The organism is Cobetia sp. L2A1 (genome assembly GCF_009796845.1).
Classification (GTDB): Bacteria; Pseudomonadota; Gammaproteobacteria; order Pseudomonadales; family Halomonadaceae; genus Cobetia.
Window position 1 is genome coordinate 3,717,525 of the sequence record NZ_CP047025.1, and the last position, 21,625, is coordinate 3,739,149.

Below are 21,625 nucleotides of genomic sequence, written 5' to 3' on the forward strand. Positions count from 1 at the left end.
AAACTTACCCTCTTCTGTCAATCAGCGTGCCTTCCTTGCCACCCACCACCAGGTTGAGCAGCGCGCCTACCTTGTTCATGTTGAACACCCGCACTGGCATGTCATGGTCACGCACCAGACAGATGGCGGTCAAATCCATGACGCCAAGCTTTTGATCCAGCGCATCGTCATAGCTCAGGCTGTCGTATTTCACGGCATCCGGGTATTTGACCGGATCCTTGTCATAGACACCATCGACCTTGGTCGCCTTGATGACCGCGTCCGCATCAATCTCGATGCCGCGCAGACATGCCGCAGAATCGGTCGTGAAGAACGGGTTACCGGTACCGGCGGAGAAGATGACCACATCACCCGAGGTCAGGTAGCGAATCGCGGTACGGCGATCGTAGTGCTCGACCACACCACTCATCGGGATGGCAGACATCACGCGAGAGCGAATATTGGAACGCTCAAGAGAATCGCGCAGCGCCAGACCATTCATGACAGTCGCCAACATACCCATATGATCACCGGTCACACGCTCCATGCCAACTGCCTGCAGGGCTGCGCCGCGAAACAGGTTACCGCCACCGATCACGATGCCGACCTGGACGCCGATACCCACCAGCTGACCGATTTCCAGCGCCATGCGGTCAAGCACCTTGGGATCGATGCCAAACTCGCCATCGCCCATCAGGGCCTCACCGGAAAGCTTGAGCAGTATGCGCTTGTACTTGGCATTGCGTTCAGCGGGAATGGTGGCCATGCGAAACTCTCCTGATACTGACACTACGGGGAACGGGGTGGCCCGAAGGCGGGGGCCAGATACACGATGGCGTGCGACTAAGCGCACGCCATCGTGAGAGTGGAATCAATCAGCCATTACGCGCGGCTGACCTGCTCCCGGACTTCAGCTGCGAAGTCGACTTCTTCCTTCTCGATACCTTCACCGACTTCCATACGTACGAAGGAAATCACTTCACCACCGGCGGCCTTGGCAAACTCGGCGACGGTCTGGTTCGGATCCTTGACGAACGGCTGTTCGGTCAGGCTGTTCTCAGCCAGGTACTTCTTCAGACGACCCAAGGACATCTTCTCGGCGATTTCTGCCGGCTTGCCAGCCATGTCAGGCTGAGCAAGGATGATGGCCTTCTCGGAATCCATCTGCTCCTGCGGCATGTCCGACGGACGTGCGCAAACCGGGTTAACGGCTGCGACGTGCATGGAAATGTCACGAGCCGCGTCACCAGTACCACCGGTGAGAAGCGTCAGCGCAGCGATACGGCCACCGTGGACATAACCACCGACGACGCCACCAGCCGGTGCTTCGACGATTGCAGCACGACGAACGGAGATGTTCTCACCGATCTTCTGGACCAGCTGACCGCGAGTATCTTCCAGCTCGCCTTCCATCAGGGAAGCGATATCGGTGTTCTTGGTTGCGAACACACGATCGGCGATCAGGTTGGTGAAGGCCTTGAAATTGTCATCACGAGCGACGAAGTCGGTCTCGGAGTTGATTTCGACCATCACGCCGTAGCTGGAATCATCGGCGACCTTGATGACGATGGCGCCTTCAGCAGCCACACGGCCCGCTTTCTTGGAGGCCTTCAGGCCGGAGTTCTTACGCAGGTTCTCAATCGCCAGCTCGATGTCGCCACCGGCTTCGGTAAGAGCCTTCTTGCATTCCATCATGCCGAGCGCAGTACGCTCACGCAGTTCCTTTACCATAGATGCGCTGATAGCTGCCATGGGATGAAACCTCTGTCGTGTCGACGTCTTTGAATACGGGAATTCGGTCACGACCGCACCAAGCGGTCGCAAATAAGGGGGCCGTGGCCCCCTTATTGCTTGACCTGACTGCCGTTGGGCTAGGCCATGCTGCCTGAGTATAGCGCAGCGTTCATGACAGTCAGATCAAGCCGCCAGGATCACTCAGCTGCGTCTTCTTCAGCCGCAGTCTCGACAAACTCACCGGCCAGCTCTTCTTCCTTGTTCTTGCCACAGGCGTTTGCAATTGCCTGGACATAGATCTGGATAGCGCGGATGGAGTCATCGTTACCCGGAATGACGTAGTCCACGCCGTCCGGATTGGAGTTGGTATCGACGACGCCGATGACCGGGATGCCCAGCTTGTTGGCTTCGTTGATCGCGATGCGCTCGTGGTCAACGTCGATCACGAACATTGCGTCCGGAAGGCCGCCCATGTCCTTGATACCACCGATGGAACGCTCGAGCTTGTCTTGCTCACGAGTGGCCATCAGGACTTCTTTCTTGGTCAGCTTCGCGAAAGTACCGTCTTCATGCATCTGCTCAAGTTCACGCAGACGCTTGATGGACTGACGGATCGTCTTGAAGTTGGTCAGCATGCCGCCCAACCAGCGATGGTTGACGTACGGCTGACCAGACTTGCGAGCTTCTTCCTTGATGATCTTGCCGGCAGCGCGCTTGGTGCCCACGAACATGATCTTGTTGCCATTGGCAGCCATCTTCTCGACCACAGCGACGGCTTCATTCAGAGCCGGCAGTGTGTGCTCAAGGTTGATGATGTGGATCTTGTTGCGAGCGCCGAAGATGAACTTGGACATCTTCGGGTTCCAGTACTTGGTCTGGTGACCGAAGTGTGCGCCTGCCTTGAGCAGATCGCGCATGTTGACTTGCGCCATGTGAATATCTCCTGGATATCGGGTTGGGCCTCCACGTCCCCCATGGATCCAACCGCTTGCGCGGCACCCGGGACCATGTGACGGAACGTGTGTGGATTGGGGTTATGTACGCGTTCCTGCAAGCTGTTGCCGTCTGGTCTACTCACAAGCGACCTGTCGGGTAAATTTGCAGGAAAGCGCGCGGCTTTATACCATAGCTCAACTGCGATATGAAGTCGTCGATGTCCTCGTGGATATGCGACTTACCTGGACATTCTCCCGCCACGCGCGGTCTGGCGGCGTTTTTCCTCCCTCATTACTGCCTAGAGTCCACATGAACATTCCCATCAAGACAGCTGAAGAAATCGACAAGATGCGCGTCGCCGGCCGTCTGGCGGCCGAGGTACTGGAACTGCTCGACGAACACATTCGTCCGGGCGTCACTACCGGCGAGTTGAATCGCGTGGCGCACCACCACATCACCGAGGTGCAGGGCTGCATTCCAGCCCCGCTCGACTACCACGGCTTTCCCAAGTCCATCTGCACCTCGATCAACCACGTGGTGTGTCACGGCATTCCGGATGACAACAAGAAGCTGAAGAAGGGCGATATCCTCAACATCGATATCACCGTCATCAAGGATGGCTACCACGGCGATACCTCCAAGATGTACATCGTCGGCGAGCCCACCATTCAAGCCGAGCGCCTGTGTCGCGTCACCCAGGAATGTCTCTACAAGAGCATTGAACTGGTACGCCCCGGGGTACGTCTGTCAGCGCTTGGTCGTGTAATTCAGAAGCACGCCGAGTCGGCCGGTTATAGTGTAGTACGCGATTTCTGTGGCCACGGCATTGGTGCCGGCTTCCATGAAGATCCGCAGGTGCTGCATTATGATGGCTATGAAGCACGCGCTGACGCTGAGCTGCTCGAAGGCATGTGCCTGACTATCGAGCCAATGATCAATGTTGGCGGCTACAAGGTAAAAGTCCTCAAGGATGACTGGACTGCTGTCACCAAGGACAAGAGCCTGTCTGCCCAATGGGAACATACCCTGCTGGTGACAGCGACTGGCGTCGAGGTGCTCACGCGTCGCGCTGAAGAGGACTTCTCCTTCCTCGAGGGTTGATCACGATGCTCCTGCACCACTACCACTTCGTCGAACGCGAAGCGCTTTACGACGCTGTCACCTTCGATCGCGAACTGGCCACGACGAAGATGCCCATCCCGCTGTTCAAGCGGGCATTGGCGCAGGTGCAGGAGCGGCTTGAAACCCGCTTCAAGGCAGGCGCCGACATCCGTGATCTCATTCATGGTCGTGCCCGTGCGCTGGATCGCCTGCTGACGATTGCCTGGCAGCGACAGACATGGCCGGATGCCGGTATCGCCTTGCTCGCCGTCGGCGGTTATGGCCGCGGCGAGCTGCACCCTCATTCTGATATCGACCTGCTACTGCTACTGGAGCAGGACGATGACACGCCCTATCGCGAGGCGCTGTCTGCCTTCATCACCTTCCTGTGGGACATCGGTCTCGAGATCGGCCAATCAGTACGTTCGCTGAATGATTGCGAGCGTGAGGCACGCGCGGATGTCACCGTGATCACCAACCTGCTCGAATCACGCGTTATCGCCGGCCCTCAGCGGCTGCGCGAAGCCATGCGTGAGCGACTGGCTACCGAGCACCTGTGGCCAGCAGAGGCCTTCTTCGAGGCCAAGTGGCAGGAGCAGATCACCCGTCACCACAAGTTTGCCAACACCGAGTACCACCTCGAGCCCAACATCAAGTCATCCCCCGGCGGCCTGCGCGATATCCAGATGATCGGCTGGGTCGCCAAGCGTCATTTCGGGGTTGAACGCTACGACAATCTTGTGGAACTGGGCTTCATGAACGATGCCGAGCTGCGCATCCTCAGTCAGGGCCAGGCCTTCCTGTGGCAGGTACGCTTTGCGCTGCACATGCTGGCCGGCCGCGCTGAGGACCGCTTGCTGTTCGATCATCAGCGAGCTATCGCCGAACTGTTTGGCTTCATCGACACACCGGAGCATCTCGCGGTCGAACAGTTCATGAAGCGCTACTATCGTCACGTCACTGCACTTGCTGGCCTCAATGACATGCTGCTGCAGCATTTCGATGAGGCCATCCTGCGCCGAGACGAGCCAGTCAGTGTGGTGGCGCTGAATCCTCGCTTCGAGATCCGCAATGGCTATATCAGTCTGCGCGAGGAAGGCGTGTTCCGACGTCGCCCTGCCGCGCTGCTGGAGCTATTCCTGCTGATGGCGCAACACCCGGAGATTGAAGGCGTGCGCGCCGACACCATCCGGGCGCTTCGCGATCATCGCCATCAGATCGACGACGCTTTCCGCGATGATGTGCGCAATCAAAGCCTGTTCATGGAACTGATGCGCTCCGGCGGCAACATCCCTCGCGTGCTCAAGCGCATGTCGCGCTATGGCATCCTTGGCAAGTATCTACCGGCCTTCGGCCGTGCCGTCGGCCTGATGCAGCACGACCTCTTCCACGTCTATACGGTAGATGCCCATACGCTACGCCTGCTCAAGGTTGTGCAAGAATTCCGCGTCCCGGATGCCGAAGATGAGTTTCCTGTCGCAGCAGCGCTGATCCGTGAGCTGCCCAAGCTAGAGCTTTTATGGATTGCCGGGCTCTATCACGATATCGGCAAGGGACGCGGCGGCGATCACTCAGAGATTGGCGCGCTGGAAATCGAAGACTTTGCACAACGTCATGCGCTCAGCCTGCGTGACACCCGCACACTGAGCTGGCTGGTACGCCACCACCTGCTGATGTCGATGACGGCACAGAAGCAGGATATCGCCGACCCTGAAATCATCACCCGCTTTGCTGAAATTGTCGGCGACGAGATGCATCTGGATTATCTCTATGTGCTGACAGTGGCTGACATCAACGCCACCAACCCATCGCTATGGAATGGCTGGCGGGCTTCACTGTTGCGCCAACTGCACATGGAAACCCGCCGCGCGTTGCGTCGTGGCCTGGAGCACCCACCGGAGCGTCACGAATGGATTGCCGAAACGCGTGAGGAGGCGCTCTCTCTGCTGATCGGCATGGGCACCACACGCAGCGATGCCGAAGCGTTATGGACCAGCCTCGGCGATGATTACTTTGTGCGTTATGCCCCGAGCGAGGTGGCGTGGCACACCCAAGGCATTCTCGCGCGGCAAGCCAATCCTCAGTACGACGCAAACGGCGAGCCACTGCCGCTGGTATTGACGAGCGCGCCGACCGAGGAGATGACCGAAGGTGGCACCAAGGTCTTTATCCATACCCGTTCGGTCGACAACCTGTTCGCTGCCACCGCGGCCGCACTTGAGCAGCTGGGCCTGTCGATCCACGACGCGCGTATCGCCACCTCCAGCCACAACTGGACGCTCAACACCTTCATCCTGCTGGATGACGATGGCGAGCCAATCCGCGACGCCACGCGCCTGGCTGATATCCGTACGCACCTGGTCGAGGAACTCGATGATCCAGATGACTACTCGGTGATCGTCAATCGCCATACGCCACGCCAGCTCAAGCATTTCCGTATCGCACCGCGCATCACGCTGAGCCAGGACTACACCAACGGTCGCAGCGTACTGGAAGTGGTCGCCTCGGATCGTCCGGGCCTGCTGGCGCGCATCGGTCGCGTCTTCATGGAGCATGAGATAGCCATCGATGCAGCCAAGATCGTCACCCTTGGCGAACGGGTAGAAGATATTTTCTTCATCACCGATCGTGCGGGCGATCCCATCACCGATCCAGAGCAGCAAGAGCGTCTACGCGATGCTCTGACGGAAGTACTGGAGGTCGGCGAGCGCGGCTAGGTCAGTACTCGAGGTAGCCAGGCGGCGCACATACGATTGAGGGTGCCGCCTCGCTTCCCTATAATCGCGAATCGACTTGCATGGCAGTCCACCGGACGCCTTCTCCTCTTGCTCGGCCCCATGCTTTACGCTCACGGCCATCACTTATGGAATGTGCATGAATCCGGATCTCGACCAGCTCAAGCCCTATCCGTTTGAAACCCTGGCCAAGCTGCGAGAAGGCGTCGTGCCCAACCCGGCGCTGGAGCCTATCGCGCTGACCATCGGTGAGCCGCGTCACGCGCCGCCAGAGTTCGTGCTCGACACCCTGCGTGAGCACATCATGGGCGTGGCCAAGTATCCAGCCATTGGCGGCATACCCGAACTGCGCACAGCCATCGCACAGTGGCTTGATAAGCGTTTTTCGCTGAATGTCACGCCCGACATCGAGCGACAGGTTCTGCCGGTCACCGGCACCCGTGAAGCGCTGTTTTCCTTCATTCAGGCCACACTGGATCGCACGCGCCCAGCACGGGTATTGGTGCCGAACCCCTTCTATCAGATCTACGAAGGCGCCACGCTGCTGGCCGGCGGTGAAGTCACCTACCTGCCCTGCCCCGCTGAAAACGGCTTCCGTCCTGACTACGCGGCGGTACCGGCCGATGTCTGGCGTGATACCCAGATCGTCTTCATCTGCTCACCGGGCAATCCCACGGGTGCGGTGACACCGCTGGCCGACTTCCAGCAGCTGATTCGCCTCGCGGATAAGCACGACTTTCTGATCGCCTCTGATGAGTGCTATTCAGAGCTGTATCTCGACGAAGCCACCCCGCCGCCGGGTCTGCTGGAAGCCTGCGCCGCCATGGGTCGCGATGATTACACACGCTGTGTCGTGTTCCATTCGCTTTCCAAGCGCTCCAATCTGCCCGGCTTGCGCTCTGGCTTCGTGGCCGGCGATGGCGAGGTGATCCGTCGCTTCCGTCATTACCGCACCTATCACGGCTGTGCGATGCCGCTACATCATCAGTACGCATCTATCGCCGCATGGAATGACGAGGCGCATGTATTGGCCAATCGCGATGCCTACCGCGAGAAATTTACCGCCGTGACCGACATACTGGCCCCAGTGATGGACTTCCCGACGCCCGAAGCCAGCTTCTATCTCTACCCCGCCGTACCGGGTGGTGACGATGCTGCTTTTACGCGTGAGCTACTGCGTGAAGAGGCCGTCGGTGTTCTGCCCGCCAGCTATATGGCCCGTGAAGTTGATGGCGTGAATCCAGGCACCGGGCGCATTCGCCTGGCACTGGTGGCCGAACTGGCACAGACCGTTGAAGCAGCACAGCGCCTACGTCGCTTCGTGGAACGCATTCGCTGAATCCTGACCTCTCTCGATCAAGGCCGTTCAAGGAGATCACCATGCATGTGCTCTACGGCATCAAGACCTGTGACACCTGCCGCAAGGCGCGTCGTGCCCTCGACACGCAAGGGGTGCCCTATCGCTGGCACGACCTGCGCGAGGATGGCCTCTCCGCCAGCCTGCTGGACTCCTGGCTGACAGGTACGCCATGGGACCTTCTGCTCAACAAGCGCAGTACCAGCTGGCGCGGACTGAATGATGAACAACGTGACAGCATCGACGCCAACAGCGCGCGCACCTTGATGTTGGAGCACCCGACCCTGATCAAGCGTCCCATTCTCGAGCTTCACCTCACCGAGAATGCGCTGGATCTGGTGATCGGCTATGACAAAGCGGTCTACGAGCCGCAAGACTGATACGCCCTTTCACTACTGGACACCCCGGAGATTGACACGATGTTGAGCCTTGCCCTCGGAATCGGCACTCAGAACACTACCGGCGACTGGCTGGAAGTCTACTATCCCGCCCCGCTTCACACGCCGAATGCTGCCGTCGCTGAAGCCGCACGCAAGGCACTCGATGCGCCGACTGGCACCACTGCCACCAGTTTCCTGCCGGAACACTGCGCCGCACTGGCAAGCGCCCTGCGCGACGCTGGTGACACGGCTCAGGCTGAACTGGCTGAAAGCCTGGCCGCCGCTCAGCGCCCGCTGGTCGCCATGTTCATCGAGGAAGACGCCGCACCGCAGAGCGTGCCGGAGGTCTACCTCAAGCTACACCTGCTGTCCCACCGCATGGTTCGTCCACACGGCATCAACCTGACCGGCATGTTCGGTCTGCTCAAGAATGTCGCCTGGACCAATGAAGGCGCCATCGATATCGAAGAGCTGCCGGCACGCCGCCTCAAGGCACGTCTGGAAGGACGCACCCTGTCCGTGGACTGTGTCGACAAGTTCCCGAAGATGACCGACTACGTGGTGCCGACCGGCATCCGCATCGCCGACACCTCTCGTGTGCGTCTGGGTGCCTACCTGGGCGAAGGCACCACCGTGATGCACGAAGGCTTCTGCAACTTCAATGCCGGCACCGAAGGCCCGGGCATGATCGAAGGCCGCATCGCTGCAGGCGTCGTCGTCGGCAAGGGCTCTGATCTCGGCGGCGGTTGCTCCACCATGGGCACCCTGTCCGGCGGCGGCAACATCGTCATCAAGGTCGGCGAAGGCTGCCTGATCGGCGCGAACGCCGGTATCGGCATCCCGCTGGGTGACCGTTGCACCGTGGAAGCTGGCCTGTACATCACTGCCGGCACCAAGGTCATGGTCTTCGACAACGAAGGTCAGGAAGTCGAGACAGTCGCAGCACGTGATCTGGCGAGCCAGAATGACCTGCTGCTGCGTCGCAATTCTGTCACCGGGCGTGTCGAGTGCCTCACCAACAAGAGCGCCATCGCACTCAACGATGCTCTGCACGCGCATAACTGATCCGTGTGTCGAACGCCTATCTGAGATGAAACATGGATAGGCGTTCACCGAATCATCCGGCTCGGGCTTGCCCGGGCTGGAACGACGACGTTCTGTCACCTTTCTGAATTTCGCGTTGCCGTGTCTCACGACAATGCCCTCTGCGATGGCCCACGATGACTGATTTGCACGCACCGCTTCCGCCACGCCCCACCGATCTATCACCGACGCTGGAACTGGCCTTCGATCTGATCGAGCGCCCCTCCGTCACGCCAGATGATCTGGACTGTCAGGCACTGATGATTGAGCGCCTCGAAGCCATTGGCTTCGAGATCACACGCTTGCCGTTCGGCGATGTCGAGAATTTCTGGGCGGTGCGCGGTCATCATGGCCCTGTAATGGCGTTCGCTGGCCATACCGACGTCGTACCTACTGGCCCTGAGGCCAACTGGCAGTACCCGCCGTTCTCGCCGTGCATCGACGCTGACGGCTTCCTGTGTGGCCGTGGCGCTGCCGACATGAAGGGCTCGCTGGCCGCCATGTTGACTGCCACCGAGCGCTTCGTGACGACGCACCCGGATCACGAAGGCCGCATCGCTTTCCTGATCACCTCCGATGAAGAAGGCCCCGCGGTGCACGGTACACGCGCTGTGGTTGAGCACCTGCGCGAGCATCACGAACGTCTCGACTATTGCATCGTCGGCGAACCATCCTCCACCGACTATGCCGGTGACGTCATCAAGAATGGTCGGCGTGGTTCGCTAGGCGCTGTCATGCGTGTTCGTGGCATTCAAGGTCATGTGGCCTATCCGCATCTGGCACGCAATCCAATCCACGAGGCCGCACCGGCGCTGACCGCACTGACTGCTGAGCATTGGGATGACGGCAATGCGTTCTTCCCGGCGACCAGCTTCCAGATTTCCAATATTCGCGGCGGCACTGGCGCGACCAACGTCATCCCCGGCGAGCTGGAAGTCGTGTTCAACTTCCGTTACTCCACCGAGCTGACGGCAGATGACCTCAAGCGTCGTACCTACGAGATTCTTGAAAAACACGGCCTGGATGTCGAGATCGACTGGAATCTCAGCGGTGAGCCCTTCCTGACGCCAGAAGGCGCGCTGGTCGATGCCGCCGTCCATGGCGTGGCGCGTGCACTGGGTCGCAAGCCGGTACTGTCCACCTCCGGTGGCACCTCGGATGGTCGCTTCATCGCCACACTCGGCACTCAGGTCGTTGAGCTAGGCCCGGTCAACGCCACCATCCACAAGATTGACGAGCGCGTGTTGGCCAGCGATCTGGATCAGCTCTCCAGCGCCTACGAGCACATCCTCGAATACCTGTTCGTCCCCGCGACCCGAGAGGCAACGGCATGAGCCATACCATTAACGCTACCGCCTTCGACCCTGACGATGAGCAGTATCCAGACATCGAAATTTACCTGAAGCCGCTCAGCATTGAGGCTCTCGGTGCCTGGCTGGGCGAGCAATTCGGACAGGTAGTCGTATTTCAGCCCGCGGGCAGGCTTCAGCACCGTGCTCGCCTGACACGTGATGGCAACGACATTGCATTGCTGGTGGTAGAAAAAGTGGCCAACGGCTTTGCCAGCCTATGGTTCGACAGTGCAGCCACGCCATGGGCACGGGATGTGGACTGTGCTCGTGCCGCTGCCGCTGCACTGCAGGTGGAGAGTCGCTGTTCGCTAGGCAGTTGGCAGCCCGGCGATGAGCCAGACCGCTTCTATCGCATCTTGCCGGATGGTAGCGAAGAGGCATTTACCTGGCCGGACAAGGGCTGAGCAAATACGCCGCTCTCGCTGGTTGGCCAAGGCTTCATCGCCAGATGCAAGAACGCCCCGCAGGCAAGCCTGCGGGGCGTTCTTGTTTTCAAGCACTGCGCCATGCTCTCCCGGCTACCCGAGAGAGCATGTCACTCCTCAGGTGATGACAGTGACATCATCCGCCTGCAGGCCACGCTCATTACTGATGATGTGATAGCGCACTTTCTGACCTTCAGCCAACGTACGATGACCCTTGCCACGAATAGCACGGAAGTGAACGAAAACATCTTCACCGCTCTCACGAGTCACGAAGCCATAACCCTTGTTGACGTTGAACCACTTGACCTCGCCAATCTCACGATCATCGTCTTCGACTTCAGCCATGGCAGCCGTACGCGGTGACAGCGCAGGAATGGCCAGTGTTGCAACTAACAGCAGAACGAAGACTGCGACCGCGGCAGCACCGTAGGCTAGCTCGAACCCTTCAATACTCAGTGCATGGTTCAAGATTTCAGCCAACTCACCACCGGTCAGAGTAATGAAAACAGCGATCAGCAACGGTGCCGGCAATGCCAACAACACGCTGATGATGAAACAACGGAATAACGTCTTGGAACTCATCAAGATAAACTCTCTCAAGTAATGGATGTAGGTAGATCACGATAGAGACAGAAGGCGGTAATTCAGATGATCCGTATCAGAATGTTCTGCCTCATATCGTCGCAAGGACAGTGGTCCTTATGCCTGGCGGGTTACGTGTCAAAAGATCCGCCGGGCATCAGGAAATCTGTCTGAACACAGCGCCTCTCGGCGGTGCCCGCAGCCCGCACTGCCACCGAAGCGACAGGGTTGACCACGTCTTGGCTCGTGATGCAGGTTGCCCCGCATCAGTCGATGGAACCGGCAGTAGAGTGTATCGAGAAAGTCTCGACGCCATCTCTTGCCGTCAACAGGTGCGTTACGCGAAAAAGGGGTAAATCGCACCATAATCAGTCTATCACGGCTCATCCATGCACGCCTGATGCTACTCGGAGGCAATACTTCAACTCTAATCATGCCATGTCGCACGACGGCATTTCTGACTCAACGCTTTACCTCTCACACCGCCGCGGAGCACATTGACAATGCCAGTCTCTCTCGACCCTGATCTTGCAACACGCAATGAAGATCACCTGGAAGCACGTCTTGAAACGCTCGAGTCGCGCCTCGCCCATCAGGACGACTGGCTCGACACGCTGGACAGTACGGTTATTGCTCAACAGCGCCAGATAGAGACGTTAGAGCGCCTCAATGCCCTGATGGCAGTCCAACTCCGCACTCTGCGTGAGCAAGCCAACACGGGAGGCCAGGACGACGATCATGCGTCGCTGCAAGACGATCTCCCGCCACACTATTGAACTCCTTCGACATGCCCCCCACATCCGGCGACCCTATAACGCAAACCGGCCCCGCAGTAAGCCGCGGGGCCGGTCAGTCACTCTGTCACGCATGAGCTAGTGGCTCATCAGGCGACAAGGCCATCGAGATAACGCTCCGCATCCAGTGCTGCCATGCAGCCGGTGCCGGCAGAGGTGATGGCCTGACGATAGACATGGTCCATCACATCGCCACAGGCGTATACGCCGGGAATGCTGGTCTGCGTCGCATTGCCTTCCAGACCGGACTGCACCTTGAGATAACCGCCCTGCATCTCAAGCTGGCCCTCAAACAGGCTGGTATTCGGGCGATGGCCAATGGCGATGAACACGCCCATGGCGCTCAAATCCTTGGTGGCACCGCTTTCGACCTGTCGCAGACGCACACCGGTCACGCCGGTGTTGTCGCCCAGCACCTCGTCCAGCGCATGGTGCCACTCGATTGCCATATTGCCGTTCTCGACTTTATCGAACAGCTTGTCCTGTAGAATCTTCTCGGCACGCAAGCTGTCACGGCGATGTACCAGCGTCACCTTGGAAGCGATGTTGGACAGATAGAGCGCTTCTTCAACGGCAGTATTACCGCCACCGACGACTACGACTTCCTGATTGCGATAGAAGAAGCCATCGCACGTCGCACAGGCCGACACGCCCTGCCCCATGAACTGCTGCTCGCTAGGCAGGCCCAGATACTGAGCGCTGGCACCAGTGGCGATGATCAGCGCATCACAGGTGTAACTGCCATTGTCGCCCTTGAGCAGGAAGGGACGTTCACCGAGGGTGACGTCATTGATATGGTCAAACAGCACCTCGGTCTCGAAGCGCTCGGCGTGACGACGCATGCGCTCCATCAGCTCAGGCCCCTGGACACCGGCATCATCGCCCGGCCAATTATCGACATCAGTGGTGGTCGTCAGCTGCCCACCCATCTGCAAGCCGGTAATCAGCAGCGGCTTGAGATTGGCGCGCGCAGCATAGACGGCGGCGGTGTAACCCGCAGGGCCGGAGCCGAGAATGATCAGGCGTTCGTGACGGACGACGTTGCTCATGGATGACCTCGATGGCAAACACACTAGTGAAACAGGAAACATCATCCGCTTGTACAAACGGATGGTCAGTGATCTGAGCCATGCAGACGTTCGGGCTCCCAGCGCTTGCGACGAAGTGATGTTCGCGAAGGACCGGCATGGCTCAGTGCACTGCATGTGAAGATGAAACGCCTCATGCTCCCATGACAGGGGTGGCAGAGTAGCGCAGACGGCGACGGCTTTCAGCACTCCACTCAGACCGGCATGGCAGAAGCTTATGTCGACATCACCTGTGCCCACCTCTTGCACGTCACTAGATGTGCAGAAGCCGCCGCCAAAGGCGACGGCTTCCGGTATCACCTACCTCTCGATATTCTCAAGAGGCAGGCGACTCGCTTGTAGAGCGGGCGGCGACCAGCTCGCCGATACCCTTCTCTAGTTCAGGCAGCGACTTACAGACTGCTGGAGTGGCCAGCCAGGTACTTGGCGACGCCTTCAGCAGTATCTTTCATGCCTTCCTGACCTTCTTCCCAGCCTGCCGGGCAAACTTCGCCGTTGGTCTGGTGGAACTGCAGGGCTTTGACCATACGGACCATTTCATCGACGTTGCGGCCCAGCGGCAGGTTGTTGACGACCTGGTGCTGAACAACGCCGTCTTCGTCAATCAGGAAGGAAGCGCGCAGAGCGACACCTGCTTCCGGATGCTCGATACCATATGCCTGTACGATTTCGTGCTTGACGTCGGCCACGATCGGGAAGCCGACTTCACCGATGCCGCCAGCGTCCGGAGAAGTCTTGCGCCATGCGTGGTGAGTGAACTGGGAGTCGATGGAAACACCGATGACTTCAACACCGAGTTCCTTGAACTTCGCCAGACGATTGTCGTGGGCGATGATTTCAGACGGGCACACGAAGGTGAAGTCCAACGGCCAGAAGAACAGCACGCGCAGCTTGCCCTTGGAATCGGACAGCTTGTAGTTGTCAACGATGGTGCCGTCACCCAGTACTGCTGCGGCTTCGAAATCCGGGGCTTGACGTCCGACCAATACGCTCATGGTGATCTCCTGAAAATGATGATGATGTTAAAGGCAGCGGGCCGCCTTCGTGATGAATCGCTACACAGACTAATCGTCACAGGTTGCAGATGCCAAATGTTTGCCACAATCAGCATCATAGAAATTGGCTATAGCAGTTCAATGACAGTGATGTTGAATGCCTTGCCGCCAGAGTACTCGTACTGTGCAGCCAAAGCACTGTGTGATCAAAGCACTGCGTGATCAAAGTGCTCAGGATGCCGTGTAGCAGCATCGTGCCGCACCAGGATCATAAGACATCATCATCCTGGCCGATATCCACTCCGTTCAGCTCACCACTGACCAGATCTACCTGCTGGCGCACCTGAATCGGCTGACAGCAGCGTTCGCAGTCGACGATATTCAACGCGCTACCTTCGCCCAGATCGAGAAACAACGTAAAGGGAGTATCGCAGTAAGGGCAGTTGATCTCGGCTTCATGCAGCGCATCATTGGTCGCCCCCTCCCCTTCACTCTCTAGTAACTCATGCCCTGGCCATTCATCGGGCTGGCCAGCAGAATGCTCCGCCAGCCATTGCTCAACGGCAGCATCAAGCATTTCATCATCTTCCGGCAGTCCTGCAGACTCCGGGCTTTCACTGGCGTCATCACGCATGGCAACCTCCACGACATCGGCGTCGGCGACCGCCGACTCTCACCTGTATGGCAGCGAACGCGACACTGGGTTCCTTACTTATACTGCGTCCATTACGTTGCGTACGCTTGATTTTCTGTCACATGATGACCATAGCTTTAACCATGACGTAATTTGCGATTTTGGATATCGCTCGCCTGCGACGCTTCGCATCCGGCCAGACAGCACCTGACGACAGCGCTGTTTTTGATAGCTGCTTGATGAATCATCAGTTATTGGTCCGGGCAAGATAATGACAAGGAGGAGAATCATGGGTTCCCAGCACTCTCAGTCACTGGATTCGCTCAATACACTCTCCGAGCTAAAGGTCGGAGACAAGCAGTATCACTATTACTCGCTGAAGAAAGCGGCCGAGACGTTGGGCGACCTGACGCGATTACCCTTCACTCTCAAGGTGCTGCTGGAAAACCAGCTGCGCTTCGAAGATGGCGAGACCGCCACCAAGGCTGACATCACGGCATTGGCCGACTGGCAGAAGACCGCTTCCAGCACGCATGAAATCGGCTACCGCCCGGCACGTGTTCTGATGCAGGACTTCACCGGCGTGCCGGGCGTGGTCGATCTGGCCTCGATGCGTGATGCTGTCAAGAAGCTCGGCGCCGACCCGGAGAAGGTCAATCCTCTGACACCGGTGGATCTGGTCATCGATCACTCGGTCATGGTGGACCACTACGGTGATGCCTCAGCCTTCAAGGACAACGTGCGCATCGAGATGGAGCGCAACCGCGAACGCTACGAGTTTCTGCGCTGGGGCCAGCAGGCTTTCGATAACTTCTCCGTCGTGCCGCCAGGCACTGGCATCTGTCACCAGGTCAATCTCGAGTATCTGGGCCGCGCCGTCTTTACCAAAGAGGAAGATGGCAAGACATTTGCCTATCCTGACACGCTAGTCGGCACCGACTCGCACACGACGATGATCAACGGCCTTGGCGTACTGGGTTGGGGCGTCGGTGGCATTGAGGCGGAAGCCGCGATGCTGGGCCAGCCCGTCTCGATGCTGATTCCTGAGGTGGTCGGCTTCAAGCTCACCGGCAAGCTCAACGAAGGCATCACCGCGACTGACCTGGTATTGACCGTCACCCAGATGCTGAGAAGCCGTGGCGTGGTCGGCAAGTTTGTCGAATTCTATGGCGACGGCCTTGATGACTTGCCGCTGGCCGATCGCGCCACCATCGCCAACATGGCACCGGAATACGGCGCAACCTGTGGCTTCTTCCCGCTGGATGGCGAGACGCTCAACTACATGCGCCTGTCTGGTCGTTCCGACGAACAGGTCTCACTTGTCGAAGCCTATGCCAAGGAGCAGGGCCTGTGGCGCGAAACAGGGCATGAGCCGGTGTTCTCCGACATCCTTGAGCTGAACATGACCGAAGTCGTGGCCAGTCTCGCTGGCCCCAAACGCCCGCAGGATCGTGTTGCACTGACGGACATCAAGCAGGCCTTTGAGAAGATTCTCAATGAGCAGCTGGGCGAAGTGCCGACGGTCGAGGAAGGCAAGTGGCTCTCTGAAGGCGGCCAGACAGCCGTGGATGTCGAACAGAGCTATGACAAGGACGTCGGTTACAGTGAACTTGAAGGTGAAACCTTCCGCCTTGATCACGGCGATGTCGTCATTGCCGCCATCACCTCCTGCACCAATACGTCCAACCCCAGCGTGATGCTGGCGGCGGGCCTGGTGGCACGCAAGGCGCGCGAGAAGGGCCTGCGCAGCAAGCCATGGGTCAAGACCTCACTGGCGCCGGGCTCCAAGGTCGTCACCGACTATCTGACGTCCGCCGGTGTGCAGGAGGATCTCAACGCACTGGGCTTCAATCTGGTCGGCTACGGGTGCACTACCTGTATCGGTAACTCCGGCCCGCTACCGGACTCCGTCGAAGCTGCCATCAACGAGCGAGACCTGACGGTCGCCTCGGTGCTGTCTGGCAACCGTAACTTCGAAGGCCGTGTGCATCCCAACGTGCGTACCAACTGGCTGGCGTCACCGCCCCTTGTGGTCGCCTATGCATTGGCCGGTACCGTGCGGACTGACCTTTCCAAGGAGCCGCTGGGCAAGGATACCGAGGGCAACGATGTCTTCCTGAAGGACATCTGGCCGACCCAGGCTGAAATCGCCACGGCCGTCGAGCAAGTACGTACCGAGATGTATCGCAAGGAGTACGCCGAGGTCTTCGACGGCGACGAGACATGGCAGGCCATCGAGGTTCCGGAAGCCGAGGTATACGAGTGGAAAGACTCCACCTATATTCAGCATCCGCCCTTCTTCGAGGGAATGAAGCGTGAGCCGGAACCCGTCAAGGATGTCGAAAATGCCCGCGTATTGGCCATGCTTGGCGATTCGGTGACGACGGATCACATCTCCCCCGCCGGTGCCATCAAGCCAGACAGCCCGGCCGGCCATTATCTCAAGGAGCACGGCGTCGAGGTCAAGGACTTCAACTCTTACGGCTCGCGTCGCGGTAATCACGAAGTGATGATGCGCGGTACCTTCGCCAACGTGCGTATCCGTAACGAGATGCTCGATAACGTCGAGGGTGGCGAGACCCGTCACGTGCCTTCCGGTGAACAGATGGCGATCTATGATGCCGCCATGAAGTACGCCGAGGACAAGACACCTCTGGTGGTGATAGCAGGCAAGGAATACGGCACAGGCTCCTCACGGGACTGGGCTGCCAAGGGTACCCTGCTACTGGGTGTGCGCGCAGTGATTGCCGAATCCTACGAGCGCATCCACCGCTCCAATCTGATCGGCATGGGCGTCGTACCCTTGCAGTTCCCGGAAGGCGAGAGCCGTCAATCCTTGGGCCTGACCGGTGACGAGGAAGTCAGCATCAGCGGCCTGAATGACCTGAGCGCCGGCGGCAAGGTCAAGGTCACCTTCAAGGGCGAGAAAGGCGAACAGGAAATCGAGGCACTCTGCCGTATCGATACCGATAACGAGCTGGAGTACTACCGTCACGGCGGCATTCTCCACTATGTGCTGCGCGGCATGCTGTAATCCTCAGTTCCACTGCATGTGATTGAGTCGTAAGCATCAGAAAGACAAAAACCCCCGCAGGCTGAGCCTGCGGGGGTTTTTTATGCGACATTCCTTGCGACGAGAGCTTAGAAGGCCTTGCGACGATAGGAGCGGTAACGCGGCTGCCAGAAGTTCTTCTCGATATTGGCGAGTATCACCTCTTCGCTGGATGCCAGTGCCACGCCATCGGCCTGCGCCTGACGCGCCACATCGAAGGCGATCTGCCGACTGATGGACTGGATGTCGCCTAGAGACGGCAGCAATGCACCTTCGCCGTTCACGACGATAGGCGCGTTGTTGGCCAGCGCATTGGCCGCGGCCATCAACATGTTGTCGGTGATGCGCGAAGCATTGGCTGCCAGCACACCCAGACCGATGCCCGGGAAGATGTAGGCGTTATTGCACTGTGCAATCACATGAGTCTGACGATTGTGCTCGACCGGCGCGAACGGGCTGCCAGTGGCAACCAGCGCCTTGCCATCGGTCCATTCAATGACTTCAGCCGGCGTCACTTCGACACGGGAGGTCGGGTTGGATAGCGGCATGACCAGCGGGCTTTCACAGCCGGCATGCATGGCACGAATCACGTCTTCGCTGAACAGGCCGCGCTGACCGGATACGCCGATCAATATCGTCGGACGTGCACCCTTGACTACGTCCAGCAGCCCACGGTCACCCAGTTCGGCAACGCTGCCCACGTCATGGGCCAGACGACTCTGGAAGTCATAGAGGCCATCCATATCGCTGGTCAGCAGACCAAAACGATCGACCATGAAGACGCGCTTGCGCGCTTCGCGCTCGTCCATGCCTTCTTTGACCATCGCCACCACGATCATCTCGGCGATACCGCAACCCGCACTGCCGGCGCCCAGGAAAGTGACGCGCTGATCAGAAAGCTTTTCGCCCTTGGCCTTGCAAGCTGCCATCAGAGTCGCAACGACGACGGAAGCAGTTCCCTGGATGTCGTCGTTGAAGCAGCAGACTTCATCGCGATAACGCTCAAGCAGCGGCATGGCATTGGCCTGCGCGAAATCCTCGAACTGGATCAGCGCTTTCGGCCAGCGACGCTTCACGGCCGTGATGAAGTCGGCGACAAAGCCGTTGTAGTCATCGCCCGTGACGCGCTCGTGACGCCAGCCCATGTAACGCGGATCGCCGAGCAACTTTTCGTTGTTGGTGCCAAGATCCAGCGAGATCGGCAGCGTATAAGCGGGACTGATGCCGCCACAGGCGGTGTAAAGGGACAGCTTGCCAATCGGGATGCCCATGCCGCCGATGCCTTGATCGCCCAGCCCCAGGATACGCTCGCCATCGGTGACAACGATGACCTTGACGTTGTCCTTGGTCGCGGAGCGCAGGATGTCATCCATGTGCTCACGGTCCGGATAGGAGATGAACAGGCCACGGTGATTACGGTATATATTGGAGAACTCTTCACACGCCTGACCGACGGTCGGAGTGTAGATGATCGGCATCATCTCTTCGAGATGCTCCTCGAGCACACGGAAGAACAGGGTCTCGTTGTCGTCCTGCACCGAACGCAGCAAGATGTGCTTGTCGAGATCATTGGTGCATTGCTGATACTGACTGTAGACCCGCACGACCTGCTCTTCGATGCTCTCGACATTCTGTGGCAGCAGCCCCATCAGATTGAAGCTGACACGCTCTTCAAGGCTGAAGGCACTGCCTTTGTTGAGCAGCGGCATCTCGAGCAGGCTCGGGCCAGCATAAGGAACATACAGGGAGCGCTTGGAAGTATCGGTCATGGCGGGACTCTTCATTCAGTTGGGACGACCTCACGCCCGACACTCTCTGCAGCATGACTGCAGGCTGCCGTACGCCCGAGGGACCTGTCGACGTGCGACTACCACGTGCGACCAGGGCCGAATGATAACATGCGCACCTTATGCACCGGCAGTCTGGGACGAGGTTGCCTGACGTTGCGTTGCGAGATGCCATTCACGATGCAAGACGCCCCGCACGCCACTCTCATCGAGGGGCAGGCAGGGCGTCCGGGGTCATGCGCTTCACAGTGAAAGTCGGGTATCTATCGCCGTCTTGCCACTTGCCTTCTGGCTCAGGCGAGGTCGGCCCGCGAGGCTGCCTTGCGGGGGGCCAACGCAAAGAAGGGGCGCAGGCGCACACCCAGCATGTTGCCGGCGAAGGCCATCACCAACCACAGCCAGCCATGCAGGCTGCCAGAGGCGATACCGCCGAAGTAGGCACCGATGTTGCAGCCGAAGGCCAGGCGCGCACCATAGCCCAGCAACAGCCCACCGATCACTGCCGCGATCAGCGAGCGCAGCGGAATGTCCCACTTCGGCGCGAACTTGCCCGCCAGCAATGCCGCAGCCAGTGCGCCGACCACGATACCGATATTCATCACCGTGGTGATATCGCTGTAAAGCGGTGCTGCCAGCGCCTTGGCATTGCCGGCTGCCTGCCAGTAGCCCCAATCACTCACATCAAAGCCCAGCGTGGTATACGCCTTGGCGCCCCACAGTGCGAAGGCTGAGGTGATGCCCCACGGCCGACCAGCCAATGCCAACGTCGCGAAGTTGAGCAGCGCCAGCGCCACGGCACCCGTCAGTAGCGGCCACGGGCCACGCAGGAAACGTGACAGCCCACGCGGCTGACTGTCAGTCTCGGCGGCCCTCTCGAGCGTGCCATGACGACGCTTTTCCAGTGTACGTGTCACCACCACGATGATGGTAAACAGTACCAGGCTTACAATGATACCGCCCACTGCGCCGAAGCTATCCACCAGCGAGACCGGCGGCAGTGATGGCAGGCTCTGCCACCAGCTGAAGTGCGCGGTACCGATCACGGAGCCAACGCAGAAGAAGATCAGGGTGATCATCATGCGTGCATTGCCGCCACCGACTGTGAACAACGTGCCCGAGGCACAGCCGCCACCCAGTTGCATGCCGAGCCCGAACAGGAAGGCACCGACTACCACCGAGATACCCAACGGCGACACGAAGCCCGATACCTCCTGCCCCCACAGACTGCCCGCTGCCAGCACCGGAAAGAACAGCACCACGGCAATCGCCAACATCAGCATCTGGGCGCGTAATCCACGACCACGACGGTCAGTGATGAAAACACGCCATGCAGATGTGAAACCGAAGGCGGCGTGATAGAGCACTACGCCCAGAGCGCCACCGACCAACAGCAATAGCCCCTGCCGCCAGCTGGCCACCAGGGTCAGGATGATGGCGGCGATCACCAACAGCCCACCGGCCCAGATGGCACGCGGATTGATAGTGGTGGAAGGCAGATCAGGCCCGCTGGCCCTGCCCTGTATTGCGTCGTGTTTCATATCTCGCTCCCCGACATTCTGGTCATGTTGCATTCATCATTGCGCCAAGCCTAACGCCTTCCCTTATGCCTGT

At 59.1% G+C, this 21,625-nt stretch carries 18 protein-coding genes; 9 read left to right on the forward strand and 9 right to left on the reverse strand.

The window, feature by feature from the left end; all coding sequences use genetic code 11:
• Nucleotides 1–4: 4 nt before the first annotated feature.
• The 3 genes from pyrH to rpsB form a co-directional block, all read right to left on the reverse strand.
• Nucleotides 5–745 (reverse strand): UMP kinase, encoded by a 741-nt coding sequence (gene pyrH / locus GQR90_RS15755; protein ID WP_024951246.1) that lies wholly within the window; start codon nt 743–745, stop codon nt 5–7.
• A 116-nt stretch (nt 746–861) separates the two neighbouring features.
• Nucleotides 862–1,731: a translation elongation factor Ts gene (tsf, locus tag GQR90_RS15760; RefSeq protein WP_158774928.1), complete on the reverse strand. Its 870-nt coding sequence runs from the start codon at nt 1,729–1,731 to the stop codon at nt 862–864.
• Between the two features lie 179 nt (nt 1,732–1,910).
• Nucleotides 1,911–2,645 (reverse strand): 30S ribosomal protein S2, encoded by a 735-nt coding sequence (gene rpsB, locus GQR90_RS15765; protein ID WP_024951245.1) that lies wholly within the window; start codon nt 2,643–2,645, stop codon nt 1,911–1,913.
• Nucleotides 2,646–2,958: 313 nt separating this feature from the next.
• Here rpsB and map point away from each other — a divergent pair, with 313 nt between their 5' ends.
• The 7 genes from map to GQR90_RS15800 all read left to right on the forward strand — a co-directional run bounded on the left by map (nt 2,959) and on the right by GQR90_RS15800 (nt 11,061).
• The gene (map, locus tag GQR90_RS15770) at nt 2,959–3,750 is read left to right on the forward strand and encodes a type I methionyl aminopeptidase (RefSeq protein ID WP_158774929.1); all 792 of its coding nucleotides are present in this window, start codon (nt 2,959–2,961) and stop codon (nt 3,748–3,750) included.
• Nucleotides 3,751–3,755: 5 nt separating this feature from the next.
• Complete coding sequence (locus tag GQR90_RS15775) at nt 3,756–6,467, forward strand: [protein-PII] uridylyltransferase (RefSeq protein WP_158774930.1); 2,712 nt, start codon at nt 3,756–3,758, stop codon at nt 6,465–6,467.
• A 157-nt stretch (nt 6,468–6,624) separates the two neighbouring features.
• On the forward strand, nt 6,625–7,824 hold the full coding sequence (dapC, locus tag GQR90_RS15780) for a succinyldiaminopimelate transaminase (RefSeq protein ID WP_158774931.1): 1,200 nt from the start codon (nt 6,625–6,627) through the stop codon (nt 7,822–7,824).
• A gap of 41 nt (nt 7,825–7,865) precedes the next feature.
• Complete coding sequence (locus GQR90_RS15785) at nt 7,866–8,222, forward strand: Spx/MgsR family RNA polymerase-binding regulatory protein (protein WP_158774932.1); 357 nt, start codon at nt 7,866–7,868, stop codon at nt 8,220–8,222.
• Between the two features lie 39 nt (nt 8,223–8,261).
• A complete protein-coding gene (gene dapD / locus GQR90_RS15790; RefSeq protein ID WP_158774933.1) occupies nt 8,262–9,287 on the forward strand; it encodes a 2,3,4,5-tetrahydropyridine-2,6-dicarboxylate N-succinyltransferase in 1,026 nt (341 codons plus the stop codon).
• Between the two features lie 155 nt (nt 9,288–9,442).
• Entirely contained in the window at nt 9,443–10,639 is a 1,197-nt protein-coding gene (dapE, locus tag GQR90_RS15795) for a succinyl-diaminopimelate desuccinylase (protein WP_158774934.1), read from the forward strand.
• Nucleotides 10,636–11,061 (forward strand): hypothetical protein, encoded by a 426-nt coding sequence (locus GQR90_RS15800; RefSeq protein WP_158774935.1) that lies wholly within the window; start codon nt 10,636–10,638, stop codon nt 11,059–11,061. Before dapE ends, GQR90_RS15800 begins: the two co-directional genes overlap by 4 nt.
• A gap of 138 nt (nt 11,062–11,199) precedes the next feature.
• On the opposite strand, the gene GQR90_RS17790 is transcribed toward GQR90_RS15800, so the two are convergent.
• Nucleotides 11,200–11,664: a cold-shock protein gene (locus GQR90_RS17790; protein WP_158774936.1), complete on the reverse strand. Its 465-nt coding sequence runs from the start codon at nt 11,662–11,664 to the stop codon at nt 11,200–11,202.
• Between the two features lie 503 nt (nt 11,665–12,167).
• Between GQR90_RS17790 and GQR90_RS15810 the strand changes: the two genes are divergently transcribed.
• Nucleotides 12,168–12,440, forward strand: coding sequence for a SlyX family protein (locus GQR90_RS15810; protein WP_158774937.1), 273 nt, complete (start codon nt 12,168–12,170; stop codon nt 12,438–12,440).
• A gap of 107 nt (nt 12,441–12,547) precedes the next feature.
• Here the strand turns inward: GQR90_RS15810 and trxB are convergent, their stop codons facing one another.
• From trxB to GQR90_RS15825, 3 genes are all read right to left on the reverse strand, one after another.
• Nucleotides 12,548–13,507: a thioredoxin-disulfide reductase gene (gene trxB / locus GQR90_RS15815; RefSeq protein WP_158774938.1), complete on the reverse strand. Its 960-nt coding sequence runs from the start codon at nt 13,505–13,507 to the stop codon at nt 12,548–12,550.
• Nucleotides 13,508–13,938: 431 nt separating this feature from the next.
• The gene (locus GQR90_RS15820; RefSeq protein WP_024951235.1) at nt 13,939–14,541 is read right to left on the reverse strand and encodes a peroxiredoxin; all 603 of its coding nucleotides are present in this window, start codon (nt 14,539–14,541) and stop codon (nt 13,939–13,941) included.
• A gap of 268 nt (nt 14,542–14,809) precedes the next feature.
• Complete coding sequence (locus GQR90_RS15825; protein WP_233266348.1) at nt 14,810–15,175, reverse strand: CPXCG motif-containing cysteine-rich protein; 366 nt, start codon at nt 15,173–15,175, stop codon at nt 14,810–14,812.
• A gap of 289 nt (nt 15,176–15,464) precedes the next feature.
• Between GQR90_RS15825 and acnA the strand changes: the two genes are divergently transcribed.
• Entirely contained in the window at nt 15,465–18,209 is a 2,745-nt protein-coding gene (gene acnA / locus GQR90_RS15830; RefSeq protein WP_199269442.1) for an aconitate hydratase AcnA, read from the forward strand.
• Between the two features lie 107 nt (nt 18,210–18,316).
• Here acnA and GQR90_RS15835 read toward each other — a convergent pair whose 3' ends face one another.
• Together GQR90_RS15835 and GQR90_RS15840 are read right to left on the reverse strand one after the other, a co-directional pair.
• Nucleotides 18,317–19,996 (reverse strand): NAD-dependent malic enzyme, encoded by a 1,680-nt coding sequence (locus GQR90_RS15835; RefSeq protein WP_158774939.1) that lies wholly within the window; start codon nt 19,994–19,996, stop codon nt 18,317–18,319.
• Between the two features lie 311 nt (nt 19,997–20,307).
• On the reverse strand, nt 20,308–21,552 hold the full coding sequence (locus tag GQR90_RS15840; RefSeq protein ID WP_158774940.1) for a YeeE/YedE family protein: 1,245 nt from the start codon (nt 21,550–21,552) through the stop codon (nt 20,308–20,310).
• Nucleotides 21,553–21,625 lie beyond the last annotated feature (73 nt).

Bases quoted from the DNA above. Each gene is read 5' to 3' on its own strand.
- GQR90_RS15810 (WP_158774937.1), top strand. From the start codon at position 12,168: ATGCCAGTCTCTCTCGACCCTGATCTTGCAACACGCAATGAAGATCAC.
- GQR90_RS15820 (WP_024951235.1), bottom strand. From the start codon at position 14,541: ATGAGCGTATTGGTCGGACGTCAAGCCCCGGATTTCGAAGCCGCAGCA.
- dapD (WP_158774933.1), top strand. From the start codon at position 8,262: ATGTTGAGCCTTGCCCTCGGAATCGGCACTCAGAACACTACCGGCGAC.
- GQR90_RS17790 (WP_158774936.1), bottom strand. From the start codon at position 11,664: ATGAGTTCCAAGACGTTATTCCGTTGTTTCATCATCAGCGTGTTGTTG.
- GQR90_RS15840 (WP_158774940.1), bottom strand. From the start codon at position 21,552: ATGAAACACGACGCAATACAGGGCAGGGCCAGCGGGCCTGATCTGCCT.
- map (WP_158774929.1), top strand. From the start codon at position 2,959: ATGAACATTCCCATCAAGACAGCTGAAGAAATCGACAAGATGCGCGTC.
- trxB (WP_158774938.1), bottom strand. From the start codon at position 13,507: ATGAGCAACGTCGTCCGTCACGAACGCCTGATCATTCTCGGCTCCGGC.
- dapE (WP_158774934.1), top strand. From the start codon at position 9,443: ATGACTGATTTGCACGCACCGCTTCCGCCACGCCCCACCGATCTATCA.
- rpsB (WP_024951245.1), bottom strand. From the start codon at position 2,645: ATGGCGCAAGTCAACATGCGCGATCTGCTCAAGGCAGGCGCACACTTC.
- GQR90_RS15800 (WP_158774935.1), top strand. From the start codon at position 10,636: ATGAGCCATACCATTAACGCTACCGCCTTCGACCCTGACGATGAGCAG.
- acnA (WP_199269442.1), top strand. From the start codon at position 15,465: ATGGGTTCCCAGCACTCTCAGTCACTGGATTCGCTCAATACACTCTCC.
- pyrH (WP_024951246.1), bottom strand. From the start codon at position 745: ATGGCCACCATTCCCGCTGAACGCAATGCCAAGTACAAGCGCATACTG.
- GQR90_RS15835 (WP_158774939.1), bottom strand. From the start codon at position 19,996: ATGACCGATACTTCCAAGCGCTCCCTGTATGTTCCTTATGCTGGCCCG.
- dapC (WP_158774931.1), top strand. From the start codon at position 6,625: ATGAATCCGGATCTCGACCAGCTCAAGCCCTATCCGTTTGAAACCCTG.
- GQR90_RS15785 (WP_158774932.1), top strand. From the start codon at position 7,866: ATGCATGTGCTCTACGGCATCAAGACCTGTGACACCTGCCGCAAGGCG.
- GQR90_RS15775 (WP_158774930.1), top strand. From the start codon at position 3,756: ATGCTCCTGCACCACTACCACTTCGTCGAACGCGAAGCGCTTTACGAC.
- tsf (WP_158774928.1), bottom strand. From the start codon at position 1,731: ATGGCAGCTATCAGCGCATCTATGGTAAAGGAACTGCGTGAGCGTACT.
- GQR90_RS15825 (WP_233266348.1), bottom strand. From the start codon at position 15,175: ATGCGTGATGACGCCAGTGAAAGCCCGGAGTCTGCAGGACTGCCGGAA.